Origin of the sequence: Clostridium sp. LS, from assembly GCF_002760435.1 — a bacterium.
Lineage (GTDB): Bacteria > Bacillota > Clostridia > Clostridiales > Clostridiaceae > Clostridium.
Genome location: NZ_AUUU01000051.1, coordinates 1 through 12,641, shown reverse-complemented (window position 1 = coordinate 12,641; position 12,641 = coordinate 1). Strand labels below are relative to the sequence as shown.

The window sequence follows — 12,641 nt, the reverse complement described above, 5'->3', positions numbered from 1 at the left end:
TATTAAAATGTAATATATGTAAAGTGGTTGTATAATAAGCAATAAAATGCTAATACAATATTATGATAGCATAATATAAAATAAATGTAAAACCTTTATAATTAGAAGAATTAGACATTAATTATATTTTATATTACATATTTCGATAATAAGTTTTGAATTGTAAAGTGCCCATTATTATATTATAATGTTGAAAGAATATGCTAAAGAGGAAGGTATATTTAATTATGGAGAAAATAATTATAATAGTTGAAGAAAAAGATAAAGAAACTAGAATTGATAAATATTTATCAGAAATTCTTGAAGATAAATCAAGATCTTATGTTCAAGGACTCATTGAAAAGTATAGCATCAAAGTAAATAATAAAATCCCTAAAAGTAATTATAAAGTTAAGACAAAGGATGAAATTGAAATATCATTAAGCGAGCCTGAAGTTTTGAATGTGGATCCTGAAGATATATCTCTAAATATATTATATGAAGATAAAGATATTGTGGTTGTAAATAAGGAACAGGGAATGGTTGTACATCCGGCACCAGGGAATTATAATGGAACTTTAGTTAACGCACTGCTTTTTCATTGCAAAGATTTATCGAGCATAAATGGAATTGTTAGACCAGGAATAGTTCATAGAATTGATAAAGATACCTCGGGTGTACTAGTAGTTGCTAAAAATGATGAGGCACATAACAAGCTTTCGGAACAATTAAAAGATCATTCTATGAAGAGAGAATATTATGCACTAGTTGAAGGGAGAATAAAAAATGATAAGGGCACTATTGATAAACCTTTAGCTAGGAATAAGAAGGATAGATTAAAGATAGGTATTGTTGAAGGGGGGAAGAAAGCTGTAACCCACTATGAAGTATTAGAAAGATATAATGGGTATACGTTAATAAAATGTAAATTGGAAACAGGAAGAACTCATCAAATAAGAGTGCACATGGCTTCGATTGGTTTCCCCTTGGTTGGAGATCCTCTTTATGGTTTTAAAAAGCAAAAATATAAGTTAAAAGGTCAAATGCTTCATGCTAAAACGCTAGGATTTATTCATCCAAGAAAAAATGAATATATGGAATTTACAACAGAATTACCAGAATATTTTCAAGTAATACTAGAAAAATTAAAGAATGAATTAAAATAATAATTATAGTGGAGGGGTAACATGAAATTAAAGGCAGTTCTACTTGATGAAAAAGCTGTGAACAGAACATTAATTAGAATTTCTCATGAAATAATAGAAAGAAATAAAGGTATAGAAGATTTAGTTTTACTTGGAATAAAAACTAGAGGATATCCACTTGCAAAAAGAATTGCGAATTATATAAAAGGAATTGAGGGAATCGAAGTTCCAGTCGGATCTGTTGATATAACTTTATATAGAGATGATTTAACGAAGGTTAGCGAGGATTTAGAAATTAGAAATTTAGACTTGGGCCTTGAAATAAAAGATAAAAAAATAATTATTGTTGATGATGTTTTGTATACATGTAGAACTGCTCGAGCAGCTATTGATGCAGTAATAGACGTAAATAGACCTACAGGCATTCAATTAGCAGTTCTTATAGATAGAGGGCATAAGGAATTGCCAATTAGAGCAGATTATGTAGGTAAAAATATTCCGACTTCTAAAAACGAAGTAATAGCAGTTTCATTAAAGGAAATTGATGGAGAAGATTCGGTTAAAATATTTGACAAATAGTAAGTGATAAGGGAGAAAACAAAACTATGTATGATTTAATTGCAACTAGCACCTTTGGAATAGAAAGTATAACCGCAAAGGAATTAAAAGCCCTTGGGTATGAAGATTTAAAAATTGAAAATGGAAAGGTTACTTTTGAAGGAGATGAAATGGATATTGCAATTTGTAATATTCATTTAAGAACTGCTGATAGAGTACTAATTAAAATGGCAGAGTTTGAAGCAAAATCCTTTGAGGAACTATTCCAAGGTACAAAAAAAGTGGAATGGAGTAAAATAATTCCTATAGATGGAATCATGCATGTAGTTGGGAAAAGTGTTAAATCAACACTTCATAGTGTTCCAGATTGTCAATCCATTGTGAAAAAAGCTGTTGTTAAAAGCATGAGCGAAAGCTATGGTATTGAGACATTTAGCGAAAGTGGTCCTGTATACAAAATTGAGGTATCAATATTAAAGGATGTAGTTACACTAACAATAGACACAACCGGTCCAGGATTACATAAAAGAGGTTATAGGGAACTTGCTGGAATTGCCCCATTAAAGGAAACTTTAGCAGCATCTATGCTTTTGATTTCAAGATGGAATGATGATTTTGAACTAATAGATCCATTTTGTGGTTCGGGTACAATATTAATAGAAGCTGCTATGATAGCACAAAATATTGCACCAGGAGTAAATAGAAGCTTTGTGTGTGAAACGTGGCCGTCTATGAGTGATAATACATTTAATATAGTACGAGATGGAGCTAGGAAATCTGAGAAAAATAAAGATATAAAATTGATTGGATACGATATAGATTATAAGGTGCTTAAAGTAGCAATGGACAATGCAAAGAAAGCTAGGGTTGATCAATATATCCAGTTTCAAAAAAGAGATTTTATGGATTTTTCAACTTCTAGAAAGTATGGTTTTATAATCTCTAACCCGCCATATGGAGAAAGAATAGGAGAAAAGGAAATATTGCCTGCACTTTATAAACATATGGGGCAAACAAAGAAAAAATTAGAAAGCTGGGATTTTAATATTTTAACATCCTTTGAACCTTTTGAAAAAGTATTTGGAATAAAATCAACTAAAAATAGAAAATTATACAATGGTAAAATAAAATGCTACTACTATCAATATTTTGATAATGATAAGATTAAGAATTTTGGAGATTTATTAATTAATGAATTAATGGATTAGAAGTTGATAAATTAATGATTTTTATAGAGGAAATTAAAAAACTTAAGAAAATAAGGAAAATAGTTAATAAATAAAAGATTAATGGGTTGAAAAGTGAAAAGTTATTTACAAACAAGTATGCTCATGATAGAATAAATTTAAGTAAAAAATGGTAGCAATGGTGCTGACAATTTGTTAAGATTGTTAGCACTTTTTTTGTCCGAATTTTTAAATACAAGTTTTGGAAAGACATCCTTCACAGATGATTTATTAAAAGTAAGGATTGTATATGAATGGTTTAACGGGAATCCTAATATGTCATGTGAAGAAAGATTAAATATTATATATTAAAAGGGAGGAGTTAAAGTATGGCAGAAGTTTATCAAAGAATGGCAGAAAAGATACCTAATATGAGTAAAGCGCAAGAGAAAATTGCAAAGTATATATTATCACATCCTAATAGTACGCCTTTTTTAACTGTTGAAAAATTAGCCAAACTATCGGGAGTTAGCATTGCAACAGTTACTAGATTTGTAATTTTTCTTGGATATAAAGGCTATCCTGAATTTTTAAAGGATACACAGGAGTCAATGCAGCAGCAAGTTTCAAAAGCTGAAAGAATGAAGGATGATTTAGAAAGAGAATGTAGTGAGGAAAGTGAGATTTATAAAATATTTGAAGAAGATTTAAATAACATTAAAACTACTATGGAGGATCTTAACATATATGAACTAAAAAAAGCTGTTGAATTGTTGTTAAAGGCAAAGAGAACTTATATAGTTTCAAGGAGAAGTTCTTCAATGCTTGGTGCATTTTTAAAATATTATCTTGATCTATTGTTTAATAATGTTAATTTAATAGAAAATATTGAGCAGATTCCAAAGCAAATTAGTGATGTAGATGATGAAGATGTAGTTATAGGAATTGGTTTCGAGAAATATGCAAGAAGCACAGTGGAAATTTTTACACATTTAAAGAGAATGGGAGCTACAACTATAGCTATTACAGATAATATGTTATCTCCTCTTGTGCCGTATTCGGATGTTACATTAACTGCAGTAAGTAAAGGATCTAAGGATATAGAATCTTTTGCAGCACCGCTAAGTCTAATAAATGCATTGATTGTATCAATAGAAAAAGAAAAGAAAGACTATTTTAATAGTAATGTACAATTGTTAGAGGAAGCGTGGAGAAAATTTGATTTATTCATTTAATTATTTATTAATTTATGAAAAAAAGAGGTATCAACTTTAGTAGTTGAACCTCATTTTTTGTATGGCTAATATAGGATTATAAGAATTTTAAATAAAACCTAAGATTAATCATTAAAGATAGTATTAAAATCAGTAGGATTAATAATTAAAGTTTTATTAGTATGATAAATTACCATTCCAGGTTTTGAGCCATTTGGTTTTTTTAATTCTTTTACTTTTGTATAGTCTACAGGGAGTTTTAAAGAATCCTTGCCTTTACTATAGTATCCAGCAATTATTGCAGCTTCTTCTAAAGTCTTATCTGGAACATCAAATGAACAAACAATAACATGTGAGCCAGGAATATCTTTTGCATGCAGCCAAAGGTAATTTTTATTAGCAAATTTTAAACTTAAATAATCATTTTGCAAATTATTTTTTCCTACATAGATATCAATTCCATCACTTGAAACAAAATGATGAGGTTTAGAAGCTTTTGCTTTTTTGGGGTTCTTATTATTTCTTCTGTATCTTATATACCCAGTCTCAATTAATTCATTTTTTATCTCATCTATTTCATTGTAACTCTCAGCATTTATAATATTAGTAAGAACTGAATTTAAATATTCTATTTCTCCCGAATTTTTTTCAAGCTGAACCTTAGCATATTCTTCAGATATTTTAAGTTTATTGTACTTCTTATAATAATATTGAACATTTTCAGAGGGAGTTTTAGTTGAATCCAGTGAAATTTTAACATATTCCTCTTCATTTTCATTATAAAAGTTTAGTAAAGTGCATTCGCTATCACCTTTCTTTATAGTATAAATATATGAAGTTAAAAGATCACCTTTAATTTTAAAAGATTCCTTCTCAGCACATTCTTTAAGGGTCTCATTAAGGATTTTTACTTTCTTATTACATCTTTCAATATTAGTATGAATAAGCTTTTGTAAATCCACAGATTTATTTTGAAGTCTATCTTGTTTATCTTTACTTTCATAAAAGGCATCCATCAATATATTAGCATCCTCGTATGGAATTAATAAAAAGTCTTTTTCTAATGATTCTAATCTTAATGAATAAAAGTCTTTTACAATGCCAGTTTTGGTTGTATAAATATTATAAGATATATTATCATCAAAGTTGTTTGTAAATTTCTTAAAGTTTTCATAAATTTCTTCCATAGTAGGTGAACTGTTATCTTTTGTAATGTTATAATATAAATCATTAGATAGTAAATTACTAATTCCAGTAAAACAATTTATATAAAATTTAGAATCCAAAGTTATTGAATTATGACTTATAAATAAGGATAATTCTTCATAAGTAAATGAAAATGGGTTTAATTTAGATGAACCTGGTGGATAAACAAAATTAACTCCTGGATATAACACTCTGTAACTATTTATATCAGGTGTAATATGTTTTATTGACTCCATAACTTTATTATCTCTATTTCTAATTAAGGTAATGTTGGAATGTCGGCCCATTATCTCAATTATAAGGGAATATATACTGTCAAAACCCAGTTCATCTCTGTTTTCAATTTCCATTATTAAAATTCTATCATTGTCTTTTTGAATAAGTTTTGTAATTCTTCCGCCTAGGATGTATTTTCTAAGAACCATTAAATACATGGGAGCAACTATTGGATTATCCTTAGTGCTGTTTGTTAAATGAATTCTTGCAAATCTAGGAGAGGCAGAAATTAATAGTTTTAAATTCCTTCGTTCTTTTCTTAAGGTTAGAATTATTTCATCCTTTTCAGGTTGATTTATTTTATCTATTTTTGAATTGATTATTGATTTTTGCAAGTCCTTTACTAAACTATATAAATAGATACCATCTAATGCCATTTTATGTCATCCTTTCTTAGTGTAACTAAGAATAGTATAACATTATAATTATATAATTATCAATTATTAGCCAAATGTGAAGAAAGCACTGTGTATTGACGAAGGAAATCTAACTCACATTCGTTCGCAGGATAAGTTGAATTAGTAAAATATTAGATTTTGATTCTCACTTATTTAGAAGAATATCAAAGTATGATAGAGAATATCAGTATATGTTGAAAAAATACTAAAATATATGAAAAATATGAAAAAAATTTAAAAAATATATATGGAAATCTTGTGAAATAAGTTATAATTTAAACTTGGTGATATTATTAATAAATGAAATATTAGAATAGACTATATTGTAGCCACGAGCTTAAAATTAGAAGTTTTACGATGAGATTAAAATTAGGAGGAATAGGTATGAATTTTTATAAAATGCAAGGTGCAGGTAATGATTTTGTATTTGTTGAAGATTTTGATAATAAGATTAAGGATGAATGCTCACTTGCACAAAAGCTTTGTGATAGACATTTTGGAATTGGAGCCGATGGATTAGTTATTGTTCGAAAATCAGAAGCAGCTAATGCAAAAATGGTTATAATAAATGCGGATGGATCAAGAGCTAATATGTGTGGGAATGCAATTAGATGCTTTGGAAAATATGTTTATGAACATAAAATTGCAGAAGGAGAAAAATTTTCAGTTGAGACTGGAGATGGCATTAAAGTAATCGAAATAATATTAGAAGATAAAAAAGTTAAGTATGTAAGAGTTTATATGGGTAAGCCTTCATATAATGGAAGTGATATACCTTTAAATAATAGAGAAAATATTATAGAAAGTGATATTACTGTAGATAATAAAACTTATAATATGACTACAGTATTATTAGGGGTTCCTCATACAATTATTTTTGAAAATGAAAGAGAATATAATGTTGTATTAGAAGGCTCCAAAATAGAAAAGTTGGATTTATTTAAAGAAGGAAGTAATGTGAATTTTGTAAAAGTTATTGATGAAACACATATAAGAGTTAATACATGGGAAAGAGGCGCTGGTGCTACTCTTGCTTGCGGAACTGGCTGCAGTGCATCAGTAGTAGTTGCAAAGAGGTTAGGACTTGTAAATGCTAATAAAGAGATTTTTGTAAAGGCACCGGGTGGAGAATTAATTATTGAAGTTTTAGGCGATGATGTTTACATGAAAGGTCCTGCTGAAGTTGTATTCAAAGGAGAAATTTCTATATAAATAATTGACATGGGGTAAATATATAATTGTAATAATAGAATCCCAAAATTATTTTATAATATCTGTTAAAAATATTAGATTTATTAGTTATTTAAAGAGGGGAAAAAATGAAATTATCAAAAAGAATATGCTGGAGAGTTTTAGCCTTTATTGTTTTTCCTCTGTTTTTATTAGGTTGTTCATCTGAAAAAACTGCAACACCTAATATAACAGAGGATATAAAACTTAATGCAGGTGCTGTGCTAAGAAATGAAAATGGGAATTATAAATTATATAATTATGAAAATGGAAAATACAAAGAAGTAAAAGATGGTAAGGTTATATTAGCATATGATAAAAGCACATCGAGTTACATATTTGTCGAAGACGGAAAACATTACGTAATGCATAATGGTCATAAAAATGAGATAAAGGATTCCAATTACAGCCAGCTTAGGTTATCAAAAAATGGGGAATACATATCATATTTTATTGAAAATGATGGTCTTAAGTTAAAAATATTTAATACAAATGATGGAAAGGAAATAGAATTCAAATCAGATGTTTCGATTTCTGGAACCTTGTATGATTGGTATGACGCTGATACATTGATATATTATGGAGTCAGTAATGAAGGGGTAAATGGCTTATTTACTTATAATATAAATGAAAAAAAAGAAGAATTGTTATATAAAATTAAAGAAGGCTATTTGGCTTTTTTAAAGGGAACTGAAAACAATGTATTATTTATACAATTAACACTACAAAATAAAAAAGAACTAATGATGATAGATAAGAAAACTAAAGATATAAGTCTTTTAAGCGAGAATATAGAAGAAATATCAGATATAGTTGTTAATAATAATCATATATTTTTTACTGGAAAGGTTTCTGGAAATATAGACTCATTGTACGAGTTTATAGATAATAAACCAAAGAGATTAGTATTTGATTTTCCAGCTGCGGTGAAAATAACAAAGGGATTAAAAGAGGATGATAATAGTAATATTTTATTCATAGGTACTAATAGCGCAAATGGTAATGTAGAACAAATTTATACGTATGCTCAAGATGGAAGCATTAGCTCTTTGTCTAAAGACTCTAGTGATTATGCATTTGTGGATTATAAATAATCAATAGACAGACTAAATTAAGCTAACCTGCAAAAAGCATGGGGACGTTTTTATTTCAGGTGCTTAAATAAAAAATTATAATTTTACCTCTTTAATGGTTAATGGATAAATTATTAAAATAAAGATAATAATATTTTTGAAATTTTATTTAGTATAGGAGTATGAGAAATGAATAAATTTGATAGAGCTGTTAATAAGAAAACTAGTGAATTAATAACAAAAAATTTACTTGGACAGGAAGTTAATGAAGAAGACTTTAAAAAATTCAGAATAATTGCAAGGGCAATGATTAGAGAAGAAATGAGGGGAATTAAGTCAAACAGTAAGCATAATTCATTGCATCATAAAACTTGGAAGGCTGCAGCTAAATATGGTGACTTTCAGAAATAGCAAAACATATTAAATAATTGAGATGGGGAAGGGTGGAAGATGGAATTTAATTTAAAAGAAGGGTCTTCTATTGTAAAAAAAATTATAGTTTCCGATAATGATTTAGCAATAAAAATTGGATCTGGAGATTTAGAGGTTTATGCAACACCTGCTATGATTGCATTAATGGAAAATGCAGCTAAAAGCTTAGTAGTTAACGAAATTCCAAATGAATTTACTACAGTAGGTATTGAAATAAATGTTAAACATATAAAATCATCTCGTATAGGTGCCAATATAGAGTGTAAAGCTACACTCGTAAAAGTAGATGGAATGAAATTGTTTTTTGAAGTAGAAGCTTATGACGACAATGGGATTATCGGAAAAGGCACTCATACAAGGTATATAGTAAATATTAATGATTTTATGGAAAAAACAAAAAATAAATAAGTTTGAATGATAACTCCTCAAAACAAAGAATTGTCTGAGGAGTTATTTCATATGCCTTATACATTTAGCTTAGATTTAAATTTTATGTCAGATAGTTAACTTTAAAAACGAATAATATGTTAGTATTTTAAATAATATGTAATTTATGATATTATATAAAAAAGATAAAATTTTGAACTAGAAGAGTACACAAATATATTTTCAAAAGAGGTGGAGATATGGGATTAAATCAAAAATCATGGATTGAGAATTATGTACATAGTTTATGTCCACTAAAAATTACTCAAGATCAGGTAGAACAGGAGATAAATAATATTGTAACCTTAATTAATGAGTTATTTAGCAGCCAAGGTGTGGATAAGCGGGTTGAAATGCTGACAGAGAAAAACATGATAGTATTTCCAGGGAGAAAAGCTAATATTTTTGTAGTGTACAGTGTAAATCCTGAGAATAATGAATTGAAGATCCTTCAGCATAAGGATCAAACCCTTAGCAGTAGAATTGAAAAAACTATATCAATAAGTTGTAAAGTAGAAGAATATATAGTCAAAGACGAACCATCAATAACCATGGATGAAATGTCATTTGAAAACTTAAAAGATGCAATTAATTATGCATTCAATAAAATATTAATTTAGTATAAGAGCTCTAGAAATAGGGCTCTTTTACTATGTAAAGAGATTATTAATGTTAAGTTACAGTTATAATGTAAGTGAAATAAAATGCCTATTAACTTTTTATAATAATATTTTCTATATTTGGTCAGAAAATGAGATAGAAGAACGAATAGTATATTAGATGAATAAATACCAATAAAATATCAATCTCTATAGGATTGTTATTTGTTTCCTATGAAAGGGTGGAATGATATGACAAATGAAGAATTAATTGATTTAACCAACCAGAAATATAAAGCTTTACTTATAATGCAAGGAAGAGCATATAAAAAAGTATTATCTTTATGTAAAGAATGTATTAGTGATTTAGAGAAAACAAAATTAATCGACGAAAATATGGCTGTTATAGATATGAAAATAATTGCTGAACTTGAAAATATGAAAAAACAGAATAAAATATCCTTAGAACCTTGCAAATAATATTTAAAATAAAAATTTATATTTATGTGTCAGATTATTAAATTAAATAACGAATAGTATAATGAGTGTATTAAACCAATAGTATATTCCTAAATATAAAGTAGGATAACAGTCCTACAAAACTATACCCAATACCCCTAAATACATAAAATACCCTGTACATGTTAATGTCTTAGGTTTTTACTTGATGAATGTGTAGACTGTACAGGGGATTTTTTACTTTAAAAAGCTATTAGAAACAAAAAATGAATTTCGAGGTGAAGCGGATGAGTAATGACGTAAATATTATATTGGAAAAAATAAGGATAACAGAAACAATACGTTCTGGTAATGGATTCATAGTAGTATTATCTAGTAATGATGTAAAGTTTAGTGCTGAACGCTTTAATGAAGCTATTGAGTATATATGGGAGAATAAAATAATGAAAATACTAAAAGTAGAACGTAGAGGTATTTATATAGCAAAAATATATGTAGATATTATGACGTGAGTTTTGAGAGCTTTAGAAATAGGGCTCTTTTTTTTTAGTTTTTATGATTTATTTTCCAATAAAGACAAAAGAATGTCTTGGGAATAATAAAGTAGTATTAACGAATATAATTTTTTTGATGGAATATAATAAAGTAATGAAATCAAAGGGGATATGAATTTGAAACTTGATTTAGATAAGAAAGATTTAATTTCTCTAGTTAAGGGAACAGATCCTAATTTAAATGCCATGGGACATCCTAAGATAATTTGCCGTGGGAGTTATTTAGCGCAATATGGACGATGGGATTGGAGTTATTGTGCATTTGAAAACTGCACGAATGAAGAGATATATGAAATATATAAAATATGTAAAGATAGTTGGAGATAGAGTTAATGACGCACTTACAGAAATGTAGGTGTCTTTTTTATCTAACAGTGTCCTTAAAGCGGAGACCATAATCTTTTAATTAAAACATTTAACAAGAATTTGTTGCTTCTGGCACTAGAATATTGGTGCTTTTTAATAAAAATGATACAATGTGCTTGCAATACGCCATAATAAATGTATAGATCTAAGTAATTTGAAATAAAATATTGCGGTAAATAAGCAGTAATAATATTGTATATTCTTATAAATAAAATAAAATACTTATGATAAGAGGTGAATTATATGCAAATAAAGAAATTTTTTATATTAGTATTTATATTTATGTTTATGTTTGGTGAAGTTTCTAAGGCTGATCAAATTCCAACAGCAACAACTTTAAAACAAGGTATTTATAATATTTCTCCTGAACACGAAGGGCTTTATCGTAATGTAAAACTTATAACTCCAGATAAGAATGTTACTATTACATTACTTGATGCGAGTGGTGCTCAGATATTGTTTGTAAAACTTAATGATACAAAAGAGTATTTAAAAGTTGGTCCTATAAAAAAAGGAGAAACTTTAATTATAGCTGGTGAAGGAGAAATATCCATGACGCATTAAAATAATACGGCGGTTATAAAGTATGTTATAATTTCCATATGAGAATAATTGATAATAAGAGTGCGGAGGTTATAAATGAAAATACTACTTTTTTTAGCTAAAGGATTTGAAACAATGGAGTTTAGCGTGTTTGTAGATGTTATGGGGTGGGCTAGAAATGATTATCAAATTGATGTTCAAGTAGTAACTTGTGGATTTGAAAAGCAGGTGATTAGTACATTTAATATTCCTGTAATAGTAGATAAAACAATTGATGAAATTAATGTTGAGGATTATGATGCACTTGCTATTCCAGGTGGATTCGAAGAATTTGGATTCTATGAGGAAGCTTATGATGAGCGATTTTTGAATTTGATAAAAGAATTTGATTTAAAAGGAAAAATTATTGCTACGATTTGCGTTGCAGCTTTACCACTAGGAAAAAGTGGAGTATTAAAGAACCGCAAAGGGACTACATACCATTTAAGAGATGGATACAGGCAAAAACAGTTAAAAGAATTTGGTGTTAATGTAGTAAATGAACCAATTGTAGTTGATAAAAATATTATTACTTCATATTGTCCTGAAACAGCACCGTATGTTGCATTTAAACTTTTGGAAATGCTAACATCTGAGCAGCAGATGAAAATTGTAAAAGTTGCTATGGGATTTATATAAAGGTTAGCACATAATTTATAAAAGAATAATTTAAATTGTACTTGAACGGTGATAAATATGAGGCAAATTTAAAAATGGAAAAATGGATGGTAAAGGTACACTAACTTTGGTTAATGGCACTAAAAAACAAGGTCAGTTCTCAAAAGGGAAATTCCAAGGATAAAAATTATTTATATTGAATAATAGTTGAGTATAATTTTAGTTATATTTTTTATTTAGAATTCTAGAAATAGAGTTCTTTTTTTATTCTATAGGAATTTATAATGCAGTAAAATCTGTGGGTAACTTGTGAGAACGGCTATTTAATTGGGTTGAGTATGGAAAAAGAATAAAAAATAA

General features: G+C 27.9%; 16 protein-coding genes. 15 read left to right on the top strand and 1 reads right to left on the bottom strand.

All coding sequences use genetic code 11. The features are described from left to right. Nucleotides 1-227 precede the first annotated feature (227 nt). The 5 genes from COL3_RS13340 (at nt 228) to COL3_RS13325 (ending at nt 4,083) form a co-directional block, all read left to right on the top strand. Nucleotides 228-1,145 carry an RluA family pseudouridine synthase gene (locus tag COL3_RS13340; protein WP_008420758.1) on the top strand — a complete coding sequence of 306 codons (918 nt, stop codon included), beginning with the start codon at nt 228-230 and terminating at the stop codon, nt 1,143-1,145. A 21-nt stretch (nt 1,146-1,166) separates the two neighbouring features. After that, the gene (pyrR, locus tag COL3_RS13335; RefSeq protein ID WP_008420757.1) at nt 1,167-1,703 is read left to right on the top strand and encodes a bifunctional pyr operon transcriptional regulator/uracil phosphoribosyltransferase PyrR; all 537 of its coding nucleotides are present in this window, start codon (nt 1,167-1,169) and stop codon (nt 1,701-1,703) included. Between the two features lie 26 nt (nt 1,704-1,729). After that, on the top strand, nt 1,730-2,890 hold the full coding sequence (locus tag COL3_RS13330) for a class I SAM-dependent RNA methyltransferase (RefSeq protein WP_008420756.1): 1,161 nt from the start codon (nt 1,730-1,732) through the stop codon (nt 2,888-2,890). Nucleotides 2,891-3,061: 171 nt separating this feature from the next. Next, nucleotides 3,062-3,220 carry a hypothetical protein gene (locus tag COL3_RS28810; RefSeq protein WP_180277942.1) on the top strand — a complete coding sequence of 53 codons (159 nt, stop codon included), beginning with the start codon at nt 3,062-3,064 and terminating at the stop codon, nt 3,218-3,220. 17 nt (nt 3,221-3,237) lie between these two features. Continuing rightward, on the top strand, nt 3,238-4,083 hold the full coding sequence (locus COL3_RS13325) for a MurR/RpiR family transcriptional regulator (protein WP_008420755.1): 846 nt from the start codon (nt 3,238-3,240) through the stop codon (nt 4,081-4,083). 104 nt (nt 4,084-4,187) lie between these two features. Here the strand turns inward: COL3_RS13325 and COL3_RS13320 are convergent, their stop codons facing one another. Continuing rightward, entirely contained in the window at nt 4,188-5,921 is a 1,734-nt protein-coding gene (locus COL3_RS13320; RefSeq protein ID WP_008420754.1) for an NFACT RNA binding domain-containing protein, read from the bottom strand. A gap of 405 nt (nt 5,922-6,326) precedes the next feature. Between COL3_RS13320 and dapF the strand changes: the two genes are divergently transcribed. The 10 genes from dapF to COL3_RS13270 all read left to right on the top strand — a co-directional run bounded on the left by dapF (nt 6,327) and on the right by COL3_RS13270 (nt 12,302). Continuing rightward, nucleotides 6,327-7,154 (top strand): diaminopimelate epimerase, encoded by an 828-nt coding sequence (dapF, locus tag COL3_RS13315; protein WP_008420753.1) that lies wholly within the window; start codon nt 6,327-6,329, stop codon nt 7,152-7,154. 107 nt (nt 7,155-7,261) lie between these two features. Continuing rightward, entirely contained in the window at nt 7,262-8,266 is a 1,005-nt protein-coding gene (locus COL3_RS13310) for a hypothetical protein (RefSeq protein ID WP_008420752.1), read from the top strand. A gap of 168 nt (nt 8,267-8,434) precedes the next feature. After that, a complete protein-coding gene (locus COL3_RS13305) occupies nt 8,435-8,656 on the top strand; it encodes a hypothetical protein (protein WP_008420751.1) in 222 nt (73 codons plus the stop codon). A gap of 39 nt (nt 8,657-8,695) precedes the next feature. Further along, entirely contained in the window at nt 8,696-9,085 is a 390-nt protein-coding gene (locus tag COL3_RS13300; protein ID WP_008420750.1) for a thioesterase family protein, read from the top strand. Between the two features lie 218 nt (nt 9,086-9,303). Next, nucleotides 9,304-9,723 (top strand): hypothetical protein, encoded by a 420-nt coding sequence (locus COL3_RS13295; RefSeq protein WP_008420749.1) that lies wholly within the window; start codon nt 9,304-9,306, stop codon nt 9,721-9,723. A 231-nt stretch (nt 9,724-9,954) separates the two neighbouring features. Further along, nucleotides 9,955-10,182, top strand: coding sequence for a hypothetical protein (locus COL3_RS13290; RefSeq protein ID WP_008420747.1), 228 nt, complete (start codon nt 9,955-9,957; stop codon nt 10,180-10,182). A 266-nt stretch (nt 10,183-10,448) separates the two neighbouring features. Beyond that, nucleotides 10,449-10,673: a hypothetical protein gene (locus COL3_RS13285; protein WP_008420746.1), complete on the top strand. Its 225-nt coding sequence runs from the start codon at nt 10,449-10,451 to the stop codon at nt 10,671-10,673. Nucleotides 10,674-10,832: 159 nt separating this feature from the next. Beyond that, the gene (locus COL3_RS13280; RefSeq protein WP_008420744.1) at nt 10,833-11,042 is read left to right on the top strand and encodes a hypothetical protein; all 210 of its coding nucleotides are present in this window, start codon (nt 10,833-10,835) and stop codon (nt 11,040-11,042) included. Nucleotides 11,043-11,324: 282 nt separating this feature from the next. Continuing rightward, nucleotides 11,325-11,645 carry a hypothetical protein gene (locus tag COL3_RS13275; protein ID WP_008420743.1) on the top strand — a complete coding sequence of 107 codons (321 nt, stop codon included), beginning with the start codon at nt 11,325-11,327 and terminating at the stop codon, nt 11,643-11,645. 75 nt (nt 11,646-11,720) lie between these two features. Beyond that, nucleotides 11,721-12,302: a DJ-1/PfpI family protein gene (locus tag COL3_RS13270; RefSeq protein ID WP_008420741.1), complete on the top strand. Its 582-nt coding sequence runs from the start codon at nt 11,721-11,723 to the stop codon at nt 12,300-12,302. Nucleotides 12,303-12,641: the final 339 nt, after the last annotated feature.

Excerpts from the sequence above, each read along its gene's own strand:
- COL3_RS13310 (WP_008420752.1), top strand. The coding sequence starts at position 7,262 with ATGAAATTATCAAAAAGAATATGCTGGAGAGTTTTAGCCTTTATTGTT.
- pyrR (WP_008420757.1), top strand. The coding sequence starts at position 1,167 with ATGAAATTAAAGGCAGTTCTACTTGATGAAAAAGCTGTGAACAGAACA.
- COL3_RS13290 (WP_008420747.1), top strand. The coding sequence starts at position 9,955 with ATGACAAATGAAGAATTAATTGATTTAACCAACCAGAAATATAAAGCT.
- COL3_RS13275 (WP_008420743.1), top strand. The coding sequence starts at position 11,325 with ATGCAAATAAAGAAATTTTTTATATTAGTATTTATATTTATGTTTATG.
- dapF (WP_008420753.1), top strand. The coding sequence starts at position 6,327 with ATGAATTTTTATAAAATGCAAGGTGCAGGTAATGATTTTGTATTTGTT.
- COL3_RS13270 (WP_008420741.1), top strand. The coding sequence starts at position 11,721 with ATGAAAATACTACTTTTTTTAGCTAAAGGATTTGAAACAATGGAGTTT.
- COL3_RS13285 (WP_008420746.1), top strand. The coding sequence starts at position 10,449 with ATGAGTAATGACGTAAATATTATATTGGAAAAAATAAGGATAACAGAA.
- COL3_RS13325 (WP_008420755.1), top strand. The coding sequence starts at position 3,238 with ATGGCAGAAGTTTATCAAAGAATGGCAGAAAAGATACCTAATATGAGT.
- COL3_RS13340 (WP_008420758.1), top strand. The coding sequence starts at position 228 with ATGGAGAAAATAATTATAATAGTTGAAGAAAAAGATAAAGAAACTAGA.
- COL3_RS13300 (WP_008420750.1), top strand. The coding sequence starts at position 8,696 with ATGGAATTTAATTTAAAAGAAGGGTCTTCTATTGTAAAAAAAATTATA.
- COL3_RS13320 (WP_008420754.1), bottom strand. The coding sequence starts at position 5,921 with ATGGCATTAGATGGTATCTATTTATATAGTTTAGTAAAGGACTTGCAA.
- COL3_RS13305 (WP_008420751.1), top strand. The coding sequence starts at position 8,435 with ATGAATAAATTTGATAGAGCTGTTAATAAGAAAACTAGTGAATTAATA.
- COL3_RS13330 (WP_008420756.1), top strand. The coding sequence starts at position 1,730 with ATGTATGATTTAATTGCAACTAGCACCTTTGGAATAGAAAGTATAACC.
- COL3_RS13295 (WP_008420749.1), top strand. The coding sequence starts at position 9,304 with ATGGGATTAAATCAAAAATCATGGATTGAGAATTATGTACATAGTTTA.